Consider the following 19,727-nt stretch of genomic DNA (forward strand, 5'->3'; position numbering starts at 1 on the left):
CCCCGCAGGCTACCGCCTACCGCCCGCGCAGCCGACGTACCAGGATGCTCGCGTCCCCACGGGACTCCAGATCGGCCAGCACCACGGCGACCGCCTCGCGGACGATCCGCCCGCGGTCGACCGCAAGCCCGTGCTCGCCGCGCAGGACGAGCCGGGCGTGCTCGAGGTCCATCAGCTCCTCGGCGGAGACGTACACGGTGATCTTCTCGTCGTGCCGCTCCCGCCCGCTGGGGCGCCTGTTGGCCGCCCGTCCGCGCTTGCGCGGCTGGGCAGCCGCCGCCGGCCCGGCAGAACCTTCCTGCGCCGTCTGACGCCGCGCGGGGCGGCTGCGGGACTCGCCCGCGTCGATCGGCTGCTCCGGCTCCGCCGCCACGTGCTCGGCGCCCTCGCCGTCACCGCCCTGCGCGGGCACCGACTGCGGCGCGTCCTCGGACGTCACCACGGCCGGATCGCTCTCGCCGGCGGGCGCGGGCACCCGGGCCTCGCCGTTGGCCCCACGCCGCGGCGTGGACGGCTGGAGCGCCATTCCCCCTGTCGTACGGAAGAGTTCGTCGGCCCCCGGCAGACTCACTCGGCGTGACACCGGGCGAGCACCTCCCTGGCGAGCTGGCGGTAGGCGGCGGCGCCGACGGAGTTGGAGGCGTACGTGGTGATCGGCTCACCAGCGACGGTGGTCTCCGGGAAGCGGACCGTGCGCCCGATGACCGTGTGGTAGACGTGGTCGTCGAACGCCTCGACGACACGCGCGAGCACCTCACGGCTGTGCACGGTGCGCGAGTCGTACATCGTGGCGAGGATCCCGTCGAGCTCCAGCTCGGGGTTGAGCCGCTCCTGGACCTTCTCGATCGTCTCCGTCAGCAGCGCGACACCACGCAGGGCGAAGAACTCGCACTCCAGAGGCACTATCACCTTGTGCGCGGCCGTCAGCGCGTTCACCGTGAGCAGACCCAGCGAGGGCTGACAGTCGATCACGATGTAGTCGTAGTCGGCCATGAGCGGCTTCAGCGCACGCTGCAGCGTCGACTCGCGCGCGACCTCGGAGACCAGCTGGACCTCGGCCGCCGACAGGTCGATGTTGCTCGGGAGCAGGTCCATGTTCGGGACCGCGGTCTTCAGGAGCACCTCGTCGGCCGCCATGCCCCGCTCCATGAGCAGGTTGTAGACGGTGAGGTCGAGCTCCATCGGGTTGACACCGAGACCCACCGACAGCGCGCCCTGCGGGTCGAAGTCCACGAGCAGCACGCGGCGTCCGTACTCCGCGAGCGCGGCACCCAGGTTGATGGTCGACGTCGTCTTGCCGACGCCGCCCTTCTGGTTGCACATCGCGATGATCTTCGCGGGGCCGTGGTCGGTCAGCGGCCCCGGGATCGGGAAGTACGGCAGCGGGCGCCCGGTCGGGCCGACGCGCTCACGGCGCTGGCGGGCAGCGTCGGGCGCGAGCGTGGCCGCGTACTCGGGATCGGGCTCGTACTCGGCGTCCGGGTCGTAGAAGTGCCCTTCGGGCAGTTCGTCGTAGTCGGCGAAGTGGTTGTGGGGCGCGCCACTTCCGTCGCCGGCCATGGCGTTCACGTGATGGCCATCCATGCTCTGGTGTGCTGTCCCGGCAAACTGCGGGCCGGTGCTCTGGTGGGCTGCGAAGGTGCGCACAGCAACGGAGCCGACAGCCTCGAACCCCGCGGGGCCCTGGCCCCGTACAGGCATTCCTGGTTGACCACCCCCGGGAGAAAATGTCGACTCATTCACAAGTCGTCTTACCTCCTTGGTGACCAGGAAACTTCTAGACAGGTCAGCGTGGCACCATGCCGACGGTTGGCGACTCTATGGCGTGTCGGGCGTCCTCAGCAACACAATCCGCCGGACCCGGCTCGATGTGTCGACAATGAAACATCCCACTGTCAAGGGCGTACGGCCGTCGCACGGCAGGATTCACCGGTGTGCGAATCGACCGAAGAGTTACGTTCCAGGTGAGTTGACCGAGCGTCGCAAAGTGACCATACACACATCCGGCCGGACCTTGTGGGGCAAGGTCCGGCCGCGTGTGCAGGGTTGACGCGTCTTATTGACGTATCGCCTTTACGAAAAGGTGACTTAGTTCTCCGGCGACCGGAAGGTCCGCCGGGGGACTCAGCCGAGGAGCGACTCGAGCTCCACGTGCTCCAGGCCGTGCGCCTCCGCGACCTCGCGGTAAACGACCTTGCCGTCATGGGTGTTGAGGCCCTTGGCGAGCGCGGGGTCGCGGCGCAGCGCCTCCACCCAGCCGCGGTTCGCCAGTTCGACGATGTACGGCAGCGTGGCGTTGGTCAGCGCGTAGGTGGAGGTGTTGGGCACCGCGCCGGGCATGTTGGCGACGCAGTAGAAGACCGAGTCGTGCACCTGGAAGGTCGGCTCGGCGTGCGTGGTCGGGTGGGAGTCCTCGAAGCAGCCGCCCTGGTCGATCGCGATGTCGACAAGGACACTTCCGGGCTTCATCCGCGCCACGAGCTCGTTGGTGACCAGCTTCGGGGCCTTGGCGCCCGGGATGAGGACCGCGCCGATGACGAGGTCGGCGTCCAGGACGGCCTTCTCCAGCTCGAGGGAGTTGGACATGATCGCGCGGACCTTGGTGCCGAAGACCTTGTCGGCCTCGCGGAGCTTGTTGATGTCGCGGTCCAGCAGGGTGACGTGGAAGCCCATGCCGACGGCGATCTGCGTGGCGTTCCAGCCGGAGACACCGCCGCCGATGACGACGGCGCGCGCCGGCTGGGTACCGGGGACGCCGCCGGGCAGCACACCGCGGCCGCCGACCGAGCGCATCAGGTGGTAGGCGCCGACCTGCGGGGCGAGCCGGCCCGCGACCTCGGACATCGGGGCGAGCAGCGGCAGCGCGCGGGAGGGCAGCTCGACGGTCTCGTAGGCGATCGCGGTCGTGCCGGACTCGATGAGCGCGTCGGTGCACTCCTTGGAGGCGGCCAGGTGCAGGTAGGTGAAGAGCGTCTGGTCCTTGCGGAGGCGGTGGTACTCCTCCGCGATGGGCTCCTTGACCTTCAGCAGCAGGTCCGCGGCGGCCCACACCTCGTCGGCGGTGCCGAGGATCTGGGCGCCCGCGGCGACGTACTCCTCGTCCGGGATCGACGAGCCGGCACCGGCGCCCTGCTCGATGACGACCTGGTGGCCGTGGCGCACCAGCTCGTGCACGCCGGACGGGGTGATGGCCACCCGGAACTCGTTGTTCTTGACCTCGCGGGGGATGCCGACCTTCACGTCGATCACGGTCCTTGGCTCAGTGGATATGGGGCAATACAACACATACCCAGGCATGCATGAGCACACCGGGAGACACCGCAGGAGAAGGTGCGGCAGAGCCAGTCTAATGAAGGCGTTCCCGCTGTCTAGCCTTTCATTGCATCAATCTTCAGCGGGTGTACTACGGATTTCGCAGGTGTCAGCGCCTTGTTTCGTTTCATCGATCTGTTCCGGCAGGTCCGGTTCCTCGCCGAGCAGCCGCTCGGCGGCCCCGCGGTGCAGCTGCGCGGCGGCGGGATCGCCGAGGTGGTCCATCGTGTCGGCGAGCCGCAGCTGCAGCGCCGCCTGGAGCCGTACGTCGTCGGCGCGGCGCGCGAGGTCCAGCGCCTCGTGGCAGGTGCGCAGCGACTCCTCCGGGCGTCCGGCGTACTCCTGGACCCGCGCCGTCTCGCTCAACGCCCGTGCCTGGGCGGCCACATCGCCGTTCTTGCGGTGTCCGGCGGCCGCCGAGCGCCAGTTGCGCAGCGCCTCGCCGTAGCGGCCCGCGTAGGTGTGCGCGGCGGCGATACGGCCGTACAGCCGGGCGGCCTCGGCGCGCTCGTCCCGGGCCAGGCACTGGGCGAGGGCGCGGCCGAACCAGTCGGCGGCCCTGTCGTAGTCCCCGAGCTCCAGATGCGCGCCGCCTACGGATTCCATCGCGCGCCCGGTCGCGTACGGGTCGTTCGCCTCGCGTCCGGCGTCCAGCGCGGCCCGATAGCGCACCAGGGCGTCCGCCGTGCGCCCCGTCTGCGCGTCCAGGTCCCCCAGGTTCAGCAGGGCCGCCGCGGCCTCCCGGGGTAGCTTGCGGCGCTCGGCGACGTCCAGCACCAGCCCGTGGATCCCGTACAGGTCCGGCGCGGCGGCCTGCATGCCGAAGTGCGCGACCATCGTCCTGACCAGCTGGGACATCAGGCGGCGGGCCAGCGTGTCCAGCTCCCCGTCGGCCACCGCGACCCGGGCGGCGGCCAGCAGGGCCGGCCGGCGCAGGCGCAGCCAGTCCTCGGCGGCCCGCGGGTGGGGGAAGCGCAGGGAGCGGGGCATGCCCTGGAGCTTCTCGCGGGCCTCGGCACTGTCGGTCTCGGTGATCGCCCGGCACGACTGCAGCAGCCGCACCGTCCGCTCCAGCATCCGGGCGCGGGCCAGCTGCAGCTCGGCGGGGCGCTCCTGGGTCTCGGCGAGGGTCTTGAGCAGGGGGTGCAGACAGCCCGGGACCTCGTACTCCGGCAGCGGCGAGTCCACCGGGCGCAGCAGGCCCAGGGCGACGAAGTCGTCCAGCGTGGTGCGGGCGCCGCTCACCGAGCTGCCGGCCAGCGCGGAGGCGGTGTGCGGGTCGATGAGGCCGCCCGGCGCGAGGGAGAGCAGTCGCAGTATCCGGGCGGCCGTGGAGGGCAGCGAGGCGTAGGAGAACCGGAAGACACGGCCGAGCGGGGTGCCCTCCTGGCCGTCGGCCCGCAGCTGCTTGGCGAGGTCGGCGACGGCGGCCTTGGGGCGCGCCGTGAGCCAGCCGCCGGCCAGCTCCAGTGCGGCGGGCTGGCCCTGGCACTCCTCGACCAGGCCCTCGGCGGCCCGCGGGTCGACGGTGATGCGGACGGAGCCGGTGTACGCGGTCAGCAGCTCGATGGCGGACTTGGTGTCGAGGCCGCCGAGGGTGCAGGGGCGGACGTCACAGATGCCGGTGAGGGGGCCGTCGGACACGGCGACGACCAGGCAGTCCGGGCTGTCCGGCAGCAGGGCGTCGACCTGTTCGGCGTCGGCCGCGTCGTCGAGCAGGATCAGTGTGCGGCGGTCGGCCAGGGCCGTGCGCAGCGCCTCGGACAGCTCGTCCGCGGCGGCTCCGGCCGGGGTCGGCCGCTCCAGCGCGGCCAGCAGTTCGCGAGCGGTGCGCTCGGTGGGGACAGGGGTGCCGTCGGGCTCGCTGAGCCGCGCCCGCAGCACTCCGTCGTCGTAACGGTCCGCGACCTGCCGTACTAGTTCCTCGGCGAGGGCCGTACGTCCGGAGCCGGGCCGGCCCGCGATCAGCAGCACACGCGCGCGTGGAGGTTTCTTTCCGGACAGGGTGTCCAGGCCCGCACGCTCGATGTCGGCGCGCAGTTCCTTCAACTCCCTTGTGCGGCCGAGGAACTGACGCTCCGCAGCACCGCGCTCCGACAGCCGTACGCCGCCTGGGTCCACCGCCTGATCCGTCACGGGCACACTCCCGTCCCACCACACGCAAAAGCCCGCCGGGACTCCGGTCCGGGCGGTAACAGAGCCTAGTTCACGCTCTGCAACGGTCCAGGTGGAGCGCGGCGGGCAGGTCCCCCGATCGGATCAGCAGATGGTCACACCGGAACCGATCCTGACGGCACGGGTGGCTTCAGGCCTCGAACGGACGCGCGGGCCACGGCGCCTCCGCCGGGCGCAGCGCGTCCAGACCCTCGCCGTGCTGCGCGGCGACGAGCGAAAGGACGCCCACGACGAGGCAGTTGTTGTGCAGTTCGCCCGCGAGGACGCCCCGCACGAGCTCGTCGACGGGCACGCGCTCGTACTCCAGGTCGATCTCCTCGTGCTCGACCTCGAAGCGCTCCCCGTCCGCCTCGGACAGGTCGCGCGCCAGGAAGATGCGCACGGCCTCGTCGCAGCCGCCGGGGGTGGTGTAGACGTCGGTCAGCACCCGCCAGTCCTCGGCCTTGACGTGGGCCTCCTCGTACAGCTCGCGCTGGGCGGCGTGCAGCGGGTTCTCGCCGGGGACGTCGAGCAGGCCGGCCGGGATCTCCCAGAGCTTCTGCCGGACGGGGTGGCGGTACTGGCGGATGACCACGACGCGCCCGGTGTCGTCGAGGGCGAGGACGGCGACCGAGCCGGGGTGGACCTGGTAGTCGCGGCGGACGACCGAGCCGTCGGGCATGACGACCTCGTCCGTGCGGACGGAGGTCTTGTTGCCCGTGAACGGGGTCTCCGTCGCCCGGATCTCCCACTCCTCGGGGGTGTCCTTGATGGTCATGCCCTGTCCTTCCCCATGTGCAAAAAGAAGCGGCCGGGACGCCCACCTTTTGAATGCGGGCGCCCCGGCCACCGTACAACTGTTGTGTCAGTCCGAATTCGCCTGCGCGCTCTCGGCCCGCTGACGCTCGACGGCCGCCTTCACCAGGCCCGCGAAGAGCGGGTGCGGGCGGGTCGGGCGCGAGCGGAGCTCGGGGTGCGCCTGGGTGGCGACCAGGTAGGGGTGCACCTCGCGGGGGTACTCCACGTACTCCACGAGCTTGCCGTCCGGCGAGGTGCCGGAGAACAGGATGCCCGCCTTCTTCTCCAGCTCCGCGCGGTAGGCGTTGTTGACCTCGTAGCGGTGGCGGTGCCGTTCCTCGACGTACTCCTTGCCGTCGTACACCTCGCGCACGATGGAGCCCTCGGCCAGCTTGGCCGGGTACATGCCCAGGCGCATCGTTCCGCCCATGTCGCCCTCGCCGGCGACGATGTCCAGCTGCTCGGCCATGGTGGAGATGACCGGGTGGGCGGTGGCCGAGTCGAACTCGGTGGAGTTGGCGTCCGGGATGTCGGCCAGGTGGCGGGCGGCCTCGATCACGATGCACTGCAGGCCCAGGCAGAGGCCGAGCAGCGGGATCTTGTTCTCGCGGGCGTACTTGATCGCGCCGACCTTGCCGAGCACACCACGGTCGCCGAAGCCGCCGGGGATGCAGATGCCGTCGACGTCCTCCAGCTGCGCCTTGGCGCCGGCCGGGGTCTTGCAGTCGTCGGAGGTGACCCACTTGATCTTGACGCGGGCCCGGTTGGCGAAGCCGCCGGCGCGCAGCGCCTCGGTGACCGAGAGGTAGGCGTCGGGCAGGTCGATGTACTTGCCGACCAGGGCCAGGGTGATCTCGTGGTCGGGGTTGTGGACGCGGTCGAGCAGGTCGTCCCAGGTCGTCCAGTCCACGTCGCGGAACGGCAGGTCCAGCTTGCGGACGACGTAGGCGTCCAGGCCCTCGCCGTGCACGGTCTTCGGGATGTCGTAGATGGAGCGCGCGTCGGGGCAGGCGACCACCGCTGCCTCGTCGACATCACACATCAGCGAGATCTTCCGCTTGATCGCGGTGGGCACCTCGCGGTCGCAGCGCAGCACGATCGCGTCCGGCTGGATACCGATGTTCCGAAGGGCCGCAACCGAGTGCTGGGTCGGCTTCGTCTTCAGCTCTCCCGACGGGCCGATGTAGGGCAGGAGGGAGATGTGGACGACGAAGACGTTGTCACGACCGACCTCGTGGCGCACCTGGCGGACGGTCTCCAGGAACGGCAGCGACTCGATGTCACCGACCGTGCCGCCGACCTCGGTGATCACGACGTCGACCTCGTCCGTCGCCATGCGGCGGATGCGGTGCTTGATCTCGTTGGTGATGTGCGGGATGACCTGCACGGTGTCGCCCAGGTACTCGCCGCGCCGCTCCTTGGCGATCACCGTCGAGTACACCTGACCGGTGGTCACGTTGGCCGAGCCGTCCAGGTCGCGGTCGAGGAAACGCTCGTAGTGGCCGATGTCCAGGTCGGTCTCGGCCCCGTCGTTGGTGACGAACACCTCACCGTGCTGGAAGGGGTTCATCGTGCCGGGGTCCACGTTCAGATACGGGTCGAGCTTCTGCATGACCACGCGCAGGCCCCGGGCCTTGAGCAGCATGCCCAGGCTGGAGGCGGTGAGGCCCTTGCCCAGCGAGGAGGCGACACCCCCGGTGACGAAGATGTGCTTGGTCGTCGAAGCTGTGCTGTTTCGAAAAGCAGCGGGCGGCATGGCCAAGAGGGGGCTCCCGTGGTCGCGGTTTGGGGTGCGGTTCCGGGGTTCTCTCGCCCACCGGTCCACGGGCTACCAGGGTATCAGCGAAGGCAGCCGATGGCTTCCGGGCACGCTCCGCACACGGGCCGCCACGGACGCACACGCTTTCAACTGTTTCCCCCTCGTTGCTCACCCGTTCGGCCGACGTGGGTTGCCCGGAGCGGCACACAGATCATCTACGTGCGTCGTATCCTGCTCGGACACTCGCTGCCGAGCCCGGCCGGGTACACGGCACCACCCCCGCCTGTAATCACCGGAACAACGAGAGCTCGTCAGATCGTTGAGCATGAATTGTCGTTTTGCCACACGGCAGGCACGACTGCTTTGCTTCACCGCTCAACGACGCATTACAACGACCCCTTGACCGCAATAGCGACAGCCCCCTGCTGGGGGTGACGTGGCCGTTCGACTGGAGTTGCACGTGGCCGGGCGCATCGAAGACTACGCACTCATCGGAGACATGCAGACCGCTGCCCTGGTCTGCCGGGACGGCACGGTGGACTGGCTGTGCCTGCCACGCTTCGACTCGCATGCCATCTTCGCCGGCCTGCTGGGCACCGAGGAGCACGGATTCTGGCGTCTGGGCCCCGCCCACGCCTCCGACGCCGAGCCCCCCACGGCGGCCCGGCGGAGCTACCGCGGCGACTCGCTGATCCTGGAATCCGAGTGGGACACCCCGCGCGGCACGGTCCGAGTGACGGATTTCATGCCGCCCCGTGACGGCGCCCCCCAGCTGATCCGCATCGTCGAGGGCATCTCGGGCCGCGTGCCCATGCGCTCGGCCCTGCGCATGCGTTTCTCCTACGGCCGGGTCGTGCCGTGGGTGCACAAGCACGAGGGCCGCACGGTCGCCGTGGCCGGCCCGGACTCGGTCTGGTACGACACCGAGTGCGAGACCTACGGCAAGTCGCTGACCACGTACTCGGACTTCACCGTCGCCCCCGGTGACCGCATCGCCTTCACGATCTCCTGGCAGCCCTCGCACAAGGAGCCCCCGCCGCTGCCGGAACCTGAGACCTCTCTGGAGGCGACGGAGGACTTCTGGCGGGAGTGGGTCGAGCACTGCACGTACCACGGCCCGTACCGCGAGGCGGTGATCCGCTCCCTCATCACGCTGAAGGCTCTTACGTACGCGCCGACGGGCGGCATCGTCGCCGCGCCGACGACCTCCCTGCCGGAGGACATCGGCGGCGTCCGCAACTGGGACTACCGCTACACGTGGCTGCGCGACGCGGCCATCACCCTGTCCTCGCTGCTGCGCACCGGCTACCGCGAGGAGGCCCGCGCCTGGCGCGAGTGGCTGCTGCGCGCGGTCGCCGGCGACCCCGAGAACCTGCAGATCATGTACGGCATCGCGGGCGAGCGCGAGCTCGGCGAGGCGGAGCTGGACTGGCTGCCGGGCTACGAGAACTCGGCGCCGGTGCGCGTCGGCAACGGCGCCGCCCACCAGCTCCAGCTCGACGTCTACGGCGAGGTCACCGAGGCCCTGCACCTGGGCCACATGACCGGCCTGGCCCGCAGCGACTACGCCTCCCTGCTCCAGCTGAAGCTGATCCGCTACCTGGAGCAGCACTGGGACGAGCCGGACGAGGGCATCTGGGAGGTGCGCGGCCCGCGCCGCCACTTCGTGCACTCCAAGGTCATGGCGTGGGTCGCCGTCGACCGCACCATCAAGCTCATCGAGTCCGGCGACGCCGACGGCCCGCTGGAGCGGTGGAAGGAACTGCGCGACGAGATCCACCGGGACGTGTGCGAGAAGGGTTACGACAAGGAGCGCAACACCTTCACGCAGTCGTACGGCTCGAAGGAGCTGGACGCGTCGCTGCTGCTCATCCCGCAGATGGGCTTCCTGCCGCCCGACGACAAGCGGGTGATCGGCACGATCGAGGCGATCCAGCGAGAGCTGTCCACCCCGGACGGCTTCATCCTGCGCTACCCGACCGAGGGCGACAGCGAGGGCGTCGACGGCCTGCCCGGCGACGAGGGCGCCTTCCTGGCCTGCTCGTTCTGGATGGCGGACGACCTCGCGATGATCGGCCGGGTGGACGAGGCACGCAAGCTCTTCGAGAAGCTCCTCTCGCTGCGCAACGACCTCGGCCTGCTCGCCGAGGAGTGGGACCCGCGTCTCAAGCGCCAGGTCGGCAACTTCCCGCAGGCCTTCAGCCACGTCCCGCTCATCGACACGGCCCTGCGCCTGACGGCCTCGGGAGCCTACGGGGGCTGAGCGCTCCGCTGGGAGTGCCGCGATGCGCCGTCGGTCGTCTGCGGGCGCCGTCGTGTCTGGTCGCGCCCACGCGGCGGAGCCGCACATCGAACGCAGCCCCGCGCCCCTTCGGGGCGCGGCCTGAGCTGTCCCGACAGCGTCCGCGCAGGTAGCGTCCGGGCCATGGACAGCGGCATGGACAGCGGATTCGACACCCAGGGCGGCGGGATCACCGTGCAGCGGGCGCTGGAGCTGCCCGGACTGCGCAGCGGTCTGCCCGAGGTCGTGGCGGGCGCCGACCGGCTGCGGCGGACCGTGCGCTGGGTGCACGCCGGCGAGGTGCCCAACATCGCCTCGCTGCTCAAGGGCGGCGAGCTGCTGCTGACCACGGGCTACGGGCTCGGCACCCGCCCCGCCGACCAGCGGGCGTTCGTGCGCACCCTGGCCGAGCGGGGCATCGCGGCCCTCGTGGTGGAACTCGGCCCCCGGTTCACCAGGCTGCCCGCCACGCTCGTGGACACGGCACGCGCGATGGGCCTGCCGCTGGTGCAGCTGCACCGTGAGGTGCCGTTCGTCGCGGTGACGGAGGAGATCCACACCGAGATCGTCAACGGCCACTACGCGCGGCTGCAGCGGGCCGAGGAGGTACACCGGCGCTGCACCGAGGCGCTCCTGGGCGGTGGCGGGGTGCCGCAGGTGCTGGGCATCCTGGCGGACTTCGGCGGCAACCCGGTGTTCCTGGAGACACCGGACGGCCAGCTGCTGTACGCCGCCGGGGAGGGCCCCGAGGGCGCGGATCCGCTGCAGGTGTGGGAGGGGCTGCGCGGCCAGCACAAGGACGCCCCGCCGCCGTCGGGCTCGGTGCTGGTGGACGTGCCCGGGGGCGGGCCGGGGACGGGTTCCGTACGGGCCCGGCTGGTGCTGCTTCCGGTACGGGCTCCGCTGGCGGCGGTGCACCGGATGGCGGCGGAGCGTGCGGCGGGCATCCTGGCGGTCGTGCTGATGCAGGCCCGCCAGGAGGAGGAGCTCGCGGCGCGGGGCCGCGGCGACTTCCTGACCGACCTCGCCGAGGGCCGTATCACCGCCGAGGACGCGCCCGCGCAGGCGCGCGTGCTGGGCTTCAAGCCAGGCAACAGCCCGCTGCTGCCGGTCGTGATGCGGCTGGGCGACACGCTGTCGCCGGGCGGGGGCTGGGCGGTGCTGGCGCGCGCGGTGTCCGAGGAGCTGGCCTCGGTCGGGGTTCCGGTGCTGCTGGGCGTACGGCCCGTCGAGGGCCGTGTCCTGGTGCTGCTGGGCCTGCGGTCGGAGTCGGAGCGGTCCGCGGTGGCGGACCGGGTGGCGGCGGCGCTGCGGGCGGGCGTGGAGCGCGCGGGCATGCGGCGGCCGGGGGCGCAGCCGCCGGTGGTGGTGGTCGGCGTCGCGGGCGGCTGGGCAGCGGCCTCGGCGGGGCTGCGGCATGCGGCGGAGACGGCCACGGCGGCGCAGGGGCTGACGGACCGGCCCTGGTACGACGCCCGCCGCCTCGACATCGACCTGCTGCTGTGGCGGCTGCGCGACCATCCCGATCTGGCGGCGTTCGTGGACCGCGCCATCGGCCCCCTGCGCGACCACGACAACCGTTCGAAGCCGCCCCTGCTGCCCACCCTGCAGACGTATCTGGCGCACGCCGGCCGCAAGGCGGAGACGGCCCGTGAACTCCACCTCAACCGCCAGACCCTCTACAACCGCCTCGCCAGGATCGGCGAGTTGCTCGGCACCGACCTCGACGACCCGCAGACGGTACTGGCATTGAGCCTGGCCCTGCGGGCCCGCCGGCACGTGCCCTGAGGACCGCGCCCGGACAGGGGCCTAGAGGAGCGGCCGGGGCTGGGTCAACTCGTCGTAGACGCTGAGGACTTGGGCGACCGTCTCGTCCTCGGTCGGCCAGGTGGCCGCCTGCCGGGTGCCGTTGTCCTTGAGCAGCTCGCACCGCGCGGGGTCGGCGAGGAGGGCGGTCACGGCGTCGGCGAGGGCCTTCGCGTCGCCGTACGGGACCAGTTCGGCCGCTTCGCCGACGAGTTCGGGGATGCCGCCCACGCGGGTCGCGACGAGCGGCACGCGCGCGTGCAGGGCCGCCTGGGCGAACACGGACCGCGACTCCCAGCTGCTGGGCAGCAGCGCGAGGTCGGCCGCGGCGAGCAGGTCGCCGACGTCGTCGCGACGCCCGATGAGCCGGACGGGCAGTTCCTCGTCCTCGATACGGCGCTGCAGCACACCGCGCAGCGGGCCCTCTCCGGCGATCACGACGAGCGGCACGGGGTCCAGGCGCCGCCACGCGTGCACGGCGTCCAGGAGGGTGCGGTAGCCACGCTGCCGCTCCAGCGAGCCGACGGCCACCAGCAACGGCCTTCCGGTCGCGCCGAGTTCGGCCCGGAGCTTGGAGCCGGTGCGCTCCGGGTCGTCCTGCTCCGCCGACCGGGACGGCACGGGCAGGGCCACTGCGGCCAGCCGCGCGTCCCGGGCGCCGGAGCCGCGGGCCCGGTCGACGAGGTCGGAGGTGGTCCCCAGAACCACCGTGGCGGCCTTCACCACGCGCCGCTCCAGCAGGCGCAGCAGATGGGCCCGGGCGCCTTCGGCGTGCGCCCGGTTGTGCCACGTGACGACGAGCGGGGTGCGCCGTCCGCCGAGCGCGAGCACCGCGCGGAAGGAGGCGTGCAGCCCGTGCGCGTGCACCAGGTCGGCGGTGCGGCACGCCTCCCGCAGCACGGCCACGGACGCCGGATCGCTGCTGCGCGGCACGTGCACGTGCTCGGCGCCCGCGCCGGTGAAGTCGTAGAGGCGGTCGGCCTCGGCGGGGGCGCACACCGTCACCCGTACGCCCCTCGCGACGAGCCCGGAGGCCAGCGAACGCACATGCGCGCTGCTGCCGGCGTTGCCGCCGCCCAGCACCTGCACGGTGCGCAGCGACGACTGGCCGTGCGGCGGATGGCTGCTGACGGGGCTCACGCGGCCGGGGCTCCTGGTTCGGCGTCGGGCGGTCACGAAGAAGGTACAGAAGGACCGGGCGGAGGGGGTGGACCGCGCGGTTTCCTCCACGCTCTACGCCAAGGATGCCAGCACGTACGGGTGTTCCGGCAACGCGAAAATGCCTGAGAACGGGCGGAAACCGGGGTGGGGTCACCCACACGAGTGAGGACGGGGTGGTTCCGGGTGGGCCGGTGAAGGAACCGTGGATACCGGCGGGCGGATCGTGCGGGACCGCGGAGGTGACGGGCCGTCCCGTCACCTCCGCGGTCGGGCGCTAGACGTCGGCGCGGGCCGTGGCCAGCAGCTCCTCGGCGTGTGCCCGAGCGGTCTCCGAGTCCTCCTGACCGGCCAGCATCCGGGACAACTCCCGTACGCGGTCCTCCCCTTCGAGGACCTTGACGCCGGAGCGGGTCACGGAACCGTCGTTGGTCTTCTCCACCAGCAACTGCCGGTCGGCGAAGGCGGCGACCTGCGGAAGGTGGGTCACGACCACGACCTGGGCGCTCTTCGCCAGCCGGGCGAGGCGCCGCCCGATCTCGACGGCCGCCTTGCCGCCGACACCGGCGTCGACCTCGTCGAACAGATACGTCGGCACGGGGTCGGTCCCCGCGAACACGACCTCGACGGCAAGCATCACGCGCGAGAGCTCACCGCCGGAGGCGCCCTTGGCGATGGGCCGCGGCGGCGCCCCCGGGTGCGGGGCGAGCAGCAGCTCGACCTCGTCGACGCCGGACGGCCCGTAGGCGACGGTGCGCCCGCCGACCTCCACGCCCTCGGGATCCTCGGTCTGCCGCAGTTCGAAGGACACGCGCGCGTGCGGCATCGCGAGCGAGGCCAGCTCGGCCGTCACGGCGGCCGCGAACCGTTCGGCGGCCTCCGCCCGCGCGTCGGTCAAGGCCTGGGCGAGCCCGCCCAGTTCGGCCCGCAGGGCGTCCCGCTCGGCGGTCAGTTCGCCGATCCGCTCGTCGTCGCCCTCCAGCTCGGTCAGCCGTGTGGCACTGCGCTCGGCCCACGCCAGAACGGAGTTGACGTCCTCGCCGTACTTCCGGGTCAGTGCGGTGAGCGCGGCCCGCCGTTCCTCGACGGCCGCCAGCCGCAGCGGATCGGCGTCCAGGTCGTCGGCGTAGCCCGCCAGTTCGCCCGCCACATCGCCCAGCAGGATGCCGATCTCCCCGATCCGGTCGGCGAGCGCGGACAGCGCCGGGTCGTGCGACCGCACGGCGTCCAGCGCCCGCTGGGCGCCCGCGACGAGGGTCGCGGCATCGATGCCCTCGGGGTCCTCCGGATTTCCGGCCAGGGCGGCGTGAGCGGCCGTGGCGGCCGACGACAGCGCCTCGGCGTGCCCGAGCCGCTCCGCCTCCTCGGCCAGCTCGACGTCCTCCCCGGCCCGCGGCTCGACCCCGGCGATCTCCTCGAGCCCGTAGCGCAGCATGTCGGCCTCCTGGGCCCGCTCACGCGCGCGTGTGACGATCTCCTCCAGCTCGACCGAGACGGCCCGCAACCGCCGGTAGGCCTCGCCGTACTTGGCGAGCGGCCCGGCGACCGCATCGCCCGCGTACCGGTCCAGCGCCTGCCGCTGCCGGGACAGCTTCAGCAGCCCCTGCTGATCGGTCTGCCCGTGCACGGCCACGAGGTCGTCGGCGAGGTCGGCGAGCAGCCCGACGGGCACGCTCCGCCCGCCCACATGGGCCCGTGACCGCCCCTCGGCCGAGACGGTGCGGCTGATCAGCAGCGCCCCGTCGTCCAGCTCGGCCCCGGCCTCCTCGGCCCGCACGACGGCCGCGGCACCCGCGGCCACCGAGATCCGCCCCTCGACCACGGCCTTGTCGGCCCCGATCCGCACGAGCGCCGCGTCGGCGCGCCCGCCCAGGAGGAGCCCGAGGCTGGTGACCACCATGGTCTTGCCCGCACCCGTCTCACCGGTGACAGCGGTGAACCCGGGCGACAGCTCGACGACCGCGTCATCAATGACGCCGAGCGACCGTATCCGCATCTCTTCCAGCACGATGAAGACCTTACGAGGTAAGGGCGGGGATGTGCGAGGCACCCTGTCACCCGGGCGAGTGCAAGGCCCTGACGGGGCGCGGGACCGTTTCGGCATGCGGCTCCGCCGCGTGGGCGCGACAAGCCACGGACAACCCGCACCCGGAGACGGTCCCGCGCCCCCCGAACCCTAGTGCGGAGCCCCCCGCCACCCCGACACCGGCAGCGCGAACTTCGCCACCAGCCGATCCGTGAACGACGCGTGATGCAACCGCGCGAGCCGCACCGGCACGGCCCCCCGCCGCACCTCCACCCTGGCCCCCGGTGGCAGCTCCACCGTCCGCCGCCCGTCACACCACAGGACCCCCGGCGGGATGTGCGGCAGCACCTCCACCGCCAGCACCGAGTCCGGCGAGGTCACCAGGGGCTTGGCGAACAGGGCGTGCGCGCTGATCGGCACCATCAGCAGTGCCTCCACCTCGGGCCACACCACGGGGCCGCCCGCGGAGAACGCGTAGGCGGTCGACCCGGTCGGGGTGGACAGCACGATCCCGTCGCAGCCGAAGCCCGTGACGGGCCGCCCGTCGATCTCCAGCACGACTTCCAGGAGCTTCTCGGCGCCGGCCTTCTGCACGGCCGCCTCGTTCAGCGCCCAGTCGGTGTGCACGATGTCCCCGTTCTGGTGAACGACGACATCGACGGTCATCCGCTCCTCGACCTCGTAGGCCTTGGTCACGACCCGGTCGACAACCTTGTCGAGGTCGTCCCGCTCGGCCTCGGCGAGGAAGCCGACCCGCCCGAGGTTGACGCCGAGCATCGGCACGCCGGACGCGCGGGCGAACTCGGCGCCGCGCAGCAGCGTCCCGTCCCCGCCGAGCACGATCAGCAGCTCGCACCCGTCGAGGCACTGCGGAGTCGCCTCCTTGACCAGCTGCACCTCGTCCGGCAGCGGCAGGTCGGCGGCCTCGTACTCCAGCACACGCACGCCGATGCCCTCGCGCAGCAGGCCCTTCACCACCAGCTCGGCACTGCGGATGGCCGCCGGCCGGCCCGTGTGGGCGAGGAGGAAAACAGTACGAGCTCGGTTCTGACTCAACGCGGCCCCTCCGCCACTGCTCGGTCGACATCGGCCGGGTCCAGTTCGGCTGCTCCGGCCCGCAGCCACAGAAAGTACTCGACGTTCCCGGACGGCCCGGGCAGCGGACTGGCGGTGACACCCCGCACCCCCAGCCCGAGTTCCCACGCCTTGTGGGCCACTCCGCGCACGGCCTCCGCCCGCAGTTGCGGACTCCGCACGACTCCCCCGCTGCCCAGCCGTTCCTTGCCCACCTCGAACTGCGGCTTGACCATCATCACCAGGTCGGCGTCCGGCTTCACACACCGCACGAGGGCCGGCAGCACCAGCCCCAGCGGGATGAAGGACAGATCGCCCACGACAAGATCCACAGGTTCCCCATCGATCGCTTCAAGCGTCAACTCGCGTACGTTCGTACGGTCCTTGACGGTGACGCGTTCATCGCTCTGCAGAGTCCAGGCGAGTTGGCCGTAACCGACGTCCACGGCGACGACGTGCGCGGCCCCCGAGCGCAGCAGCACGTCCGTGAACCCGCCGGTGGAGGCGCCGGCGTCCAGCGCCCGCCGCCCCTTCACCACGAGCCCCTGCGGCACGAAGGCCTCCAGGGCACCCGCGAGCTTGTGCCCGCCCCGGGAGACGTAGTCGGGATCGCCGTCGTCGGTGGAGACGACGATCGCCGCCGCGGTCTCCACCTGGGTGGCCGGCTTGGTCGCGACGGTCTTGCCGACGGTGACCCGCCCGGCCGCGATCAGCTGACTCGCGTGCTCACGCGAGCGCGCGAGCTTACGGCGGACCAGCTCCGCGTCCAGACGGCGACGTGCGACTCCTGCCACGTTCGGTTCAGCTCCTGTTGCCATACGAGGGTGAGGGCGCCCTCGTGTCGTACGACGGCGAGGGCGCCGGGGGTCCCGGGCGCGCGTCGAGCGCGGTGAGCGCGTCGCGCAGCCCCCGATGTACATCCTCGTACACCTCGACGTGCCCGTCGGTGGCGAGGTGGTCGGCGTCGCCGAGCCGCTCCAGCTGGGCGTCGACCTCGGCGTTGCCGGTGGGGGTGCGGGGCACGTCCAGCGGGGCGGGGGCGGCGGGGTCGTACTCCGGTTCGACCTCGGGCCGCTCCTGTTCCGGTACGGCCTCGGGCACAGAGTCGCTCATGCCCAGACGCTACATCGAAGCGCTGGGGTACCGTCGATCGCGATGGCAACGATCGAGGAGTGCCGTACCGCACTCGAGAAGCTCTCGGACAACATGCGGGGCGCCGAGGGCGACGTCCGCGCGGCCGCCGCCCTGGACCGCTCGGTGAGCTGCCGGATCACCGATCTGGACGTGACCTTCGTCGGCCGGATGACCGGCGGCCGGATCGCCGTCGACGAGGTCCTGCACGGACAGCCGCGGGAGAAGGCGCAGATCAGGCTCTCGATGGCCGGCGACGACCTGGTGGCCCTGGTGGACGGTGAGCTGAACTTCGCGCGCGCCTGGGGTTCGGGCCGGGTGAAGCTGGAGGCGAGCCTGGTCGACCTGTTCCGTCTCAGGAAGCTTCTGTAGCCACCGACGCGCGCGCCTTCCGCGCCGCCGGCACGACCAGCGGGGTCCCCGTCTCCGGGTCGTCGATGACCTGGCAGCGCAGCCCGAAGACCTCCTCGACCAGCCCGGCCGTGACGATGTCGTTCGGCGCGCCCTCGGCGACGACGCGGCCGCCCCTGAGCGCGATCAGATGGGTGGCGTAGCGGGCGGCGTGGTTGAGGTCGTGGAGCACGGCGACCAGCGTCCGCCCCTGTTCCTCGTGCAGTTCGGCGCACAGGTCGAGGACGTCGATCTGGTGCTGGATGTCGAGGTAGGTGGTCGGCTCGTCGAGCAGCAGCAGCGGTGTCTGCTGGGCGAGTGCCATGGCGATCCACACGCGCTGCCGCTGACCGCCGGACAGCTCGTCCACGTACCGGTCGGCGAGTTCGGCGACGCCCGTACGCGCCATGGACTCCCGCACGACCCGCTCGTCCTCGGCCGACCACTGGCGCAGCAGGCCCTGGTGCGGGTACCGGCCGCGGCCGACGAGGTCGCCGACGGTGATGCCGTCGGGCGCGACCGACGACTGCGGCAGCAGCCCCAGGGTCCGCGCGACCTTCTTCGCGGGCATCGACTGGATGACGTGCCCGTCGAGCAGCACCCGGCCCCGGTTCGGCTTCAGCATCCTCGACAGTGCCCGCAGCAGCGTGGACTTGCCGCACGCGTTCGGGCCGACGATCACGGTGAAGGAGTTGTCGGGGATCTCCACCGAGAGCTGCTCGGCGATGACCCGCTGGTCGTAGGCGAGGGTGACGTCCTCGGCGGACAGGCGGTTCACTGTGCTCCTTGGGGTGTACGTGTTCTGCGGGCCGCTCATATCCGGCCCGCCCGGCGCTCCGCGACCAGCAGCCACAGCAGGTAGGCGCCGCCGAGGACACCGGTGACCACGCCGACGGGCAGCTGGTCGGCGCCGAAGGCCCGCTGGGAGGCCCAGTCGGCGGTGACCAGCAGGGCGGCGCCCATGCACAGGGACGGCAGCAGGTTGGGGCCCGGCGAGCAGGTGAGGCGGCGGGCGAGCTGCGGGGCGGTGAGCGAGACGAAGCCGACCGGGCCGGCCGCCGCCGTCGCCGTGGCGACGAGCAGGACGGCGGCCACCATCAGCAGCGCCCGCACGCGCTCCACACGCACTCCGAGGGCGCCTGCGACGTCGTCGCCCATCTCCATCATCCGCAGGCCGCGTCCGCCCGCGAGGACGAGCGGCACGAGGACGGCGCACACCCCGAGGAGCGGCCAGACCTGCTCCCAGTCACGGCCGTTGAGGGATCCGGTCATCCAGACGAGCGCGCGGGCGGCGTCGACGATGTCGGAGACGGTGAGCAGATAGCCGTTGACCGCGGTGACGATTGCGGAGACGCCGATTCCGACCAGGACCAGTCGGTAGCCGTGCACTCCCCGCTTCCAGGCGAGCAGGTAGATGGCGAGGCCGGTCGCCAGTCCGCCCACGAGCGCGCCGAGGGTGACCTGGGCCGCGCTGCCGGAGAACAGCACGATCATCACCAGGGCCCCGGCCGTCGCGCCCTGCCCGAGGCCGAGCACGTCCGGACTGCCCAGCGGGTTGCGGGTGACGGCCTGGAACAGGGCCCCGCCGAGGCCGAGCGAGGCGCCGACCAGCAGTCCGACCAGGACCCGTGGCAGCCGCAGCTCGTTGACGATGAACTCCTGGCCCGCGTTGCCGCCGCCGAGCAGTGTCCGCACCACGTCGCCGGCGGGGATCGGGAAGTCGCCGGTGCCGATGAGCACCACGCTCGCGGCGAGCGCGGCGAGCAGCAGCAGGACGACGACGGTGACGGCACGGACGTCCAGGCGCAGGGAGAGCCCGCCCGGGGCCCTGAGCACAC

At 71.9% G+C, this 19,727-nt stretch carries 16 protein-coding genes; 3 read left to right on the forward strand and 13 right to left on the reverse strand.

The window, feature by feature from the left end; genetic code table 11:
- Nucleotides 1-16 precede the first annotated feature (16 nt).
- The 6 genes from FBY22_RS29575 to FBY22_RS29600 form a co-directional block, all read right to left on the reverse strand.
- On the reverse strand, nt 17-583 hold the full coding sequence (locus tag FBY22_RS29575; RefSeq protein WP_142151033.1) for a hypothetical protein: 567 nt from the start codon (nt 581-583) through the stop codon (nt 17-19).
- Entirely contained in the window at nt 568-1,701 is a 1,134-nt protein-coding gene (locus FBY22_RS29580; protein WP_142151034.1) for a ParA family protein, read from the reverse strand. Before FBY22_RS29580 ends, FBY22_RS29575 begins: the two co-directional genes overlap by 16 nt.
- 423 nt (nt 1,702-2,124) lie before the next feature.
- The gene (gene ald / locus FBY22_RS29585; RefSeq protein WP_160159960.1) at nt 2,125-3,240 is read right to left on the reverse strand and encodes an alanine dehydrogenase; all 1,116 of its coding nucleotides are present in this window, start codon (nt 3,238-3,240) and stop codon (nt 2,125-2,127) included.
- Nucleotides 3,241-3,384: 144 nt separating this feature from the next.
- Nucleotides 3,385-5,448, reverse strand: coding sequence for a tetratricopeptide repeat protein (locus tag FBY22_RS29590; RefSeq protein WP_142151036.1), 2,064 nt, complete (start codon nt 5,446-5,448; stop codon nt 3,385-3,387).
- Nucleotides 5,449-5,617: 169 nt separating this feature from the next.
- Nucleotides 5,618-6,244 carry an NUDIX hydrolase gene (locus FBY22_RS29595; protein WP_142151037.1) on the reverse strand — a complete coding sequence of 209 codons (627 nt, stop codon included), beginning with the start codon at nt 6,242-6,244 and terminating at the stop codon, nt 5,618-5,620.
- An 87-nt stretch (nt 6,245-6,331) separates the two neighbouring features.
- A complete protein-coding gene (locus FBY22_RS29600) occupies nt 6,332-8,020 on the reverse strand; it encodes a CTP synthase (protein WP_142152557.1) in 1,689 nt (562 codons plus the stop codon).
- A 463-nt stretch (nt 8,021-8,483) separates the two neighbouring features.
- On the opposite strand from FBY22_RS29600, the gene FBY22_RS29605 reads away from it, so the two are divergent.
- Nucleotides 8,484-10,286 (forward strand): glycoside hydrolase family 15 protein, encoded by a 1,803-nt coding sequence (locus tag FBY22_RS29605; RefSeq protein ID WP_142152558.1) that lies wholly within the window; start codon nt 8,484-8,486, stop codon nt 10,284-10,286.
- 162 nt (nt 10,287-10,448) lie between these two features.
- Nucleotides 10,449-12,092, forward strand: coding sequence for a PucR family transcriptional regulator (locus FBY22_RS29610; RefSeq protein WP_142151038.1), 1,644 nt, complete (start codon nt 10,449-10,451; stop codon nt 12,090-12,092).
- A 21-nt stretch (nt 12,093-12,113) separates the two neighbouring features.
- Here the strand turns inward: FBY22_RS29610 and FBY22_RS29615 are convergent, their stop codons facing one another.
- The 5 genes from FBY22_RS29615 to FBY22_RS29635 all read right to left on the reverse strand — a co-directional run bounded on the left by FBY22_RS29615 (nt 12,114) and on the right by FBY22_RS29635 (nt 17,481).
- Nucleotides 12,114-13,250 (reverse strand): glycosyltransferase family 4 protein, encoded by a 1,137-nt coding sequence (locus tag FBY22_RS29615; RefSeq protein ID WP_142151039.1) that lies wholly within the window; start codon nt 13,248-13,250, stop codon nt 12,114-12,116.
- Between the two features lie 295 nt (nt 13,251-13,545).
- Nucleotides 13,546-15,264, reverse strand: coding sequence for a DNA repair protein RecN (gene recN, locus FBY22_RS29620; protein ID WP_142152559.1), 1,719 nt, complete (start codon nt 15,262-15,264; stop codon nt 13,546-13,548).
- A 180-nt stretch (nt 15,265-15,444) separates the two neighbouring features.
- Nucleotides 15,445-16,350: an NAD kinase gene (locus tag FBY22_RS29625; RefSeq protein WP_058926191.1), complete on the reverse strand. Its 906-nt coding sequence runs from the start codon at nt 16,348-16,350 to the stop codon at nt 15,445-15,447.
- Nucleotides 16,347-17,162 (reverse strand): TlyA family RNA methyltransferase, encoded by an 816-nt coding sequence (locus FBY22_RS29630; RefSeq protein ID WP_142151040.1) that lies wholly within the window; start codon nt 17,160-17,162, stop codon nt 16,347-16,349. Before FBY22_RS29630 ends, FBY22_RS29625 begins: the two co-directional genes overlap by 4 nt.
- Before the next feature lie 7 nt (nt 17,163-17,169).
- Complete coding sequence (locus FBY22_RS29635) at nt 17,170-17,481, reverse strand: hypothetical protein (protein ID WP_142151041.1); 312 nt, start codon at nt 17,479-17,481, stop codon at nt 17,170-17,172.
- A 42-nt stretch (nt 17,482-17,523) separates the two neighbouring features.
- On the opposite strand from FBY22_RS29635, the gene FBY22_RS29640 reads away from it, so the two are divergent.
- Nucleotides 17,524-17,871 (forward strand): SCP2 sterol-binding domain-containing protein, encoded by a 348-nt coding sequence (locus FBY22_RS29640; RefSeq protein WP_142151042.1) that lies wholly within the window; start codon nt 17,524-17,526, stop codon nt 17,869-17,871.
- Here the strand turns inward: FBY22_RS29640 and FBY22_RS29645 are convergent.
- The gene (locus FBY22_RS29645) at nt 17,855-18,706 is read right to left on the reverse strand and encodes an ABC transporter ATP-binding protein (RefSeq protein ID WP_174267293.1); all 852 of its coding nucleotides are present in this window, start codon (nt 18,704-18,706) and stop codon (nt 17,855-17,857) included. The two genes, FBY22_RS29640 and FBY22_RS29645, sit on opposite strands and share 17 nt — an antisense overlap.
- Nucleotides 18,703-19,725, reverse strand: coding sequence for a FecCD family ABC transporter permease (locus FBY22_RS29650; RefSeq protein ID WP_399212039.1), 1,023 nt, complete (start codon nt 19,723-19,725; stop codon nt 18,703-18,705). The genes FBY22_RS29645 and FBY22_RS29650 overlap by 4 nt, the downstream gene beginning before the upstream one ends.
- Nucleotides 19,726-19,727 lie beyond the last annotated feature (2 nt).

The sequence above is a fragment of the Streptomyces sp. SLBN-31 genome (genome assembly GCF_006715395.1).
GTDB lineage: Bacteria > Actinomycetota > Actinomycetes > Streptomycetales > Streptomycetaceae > Streptomyces.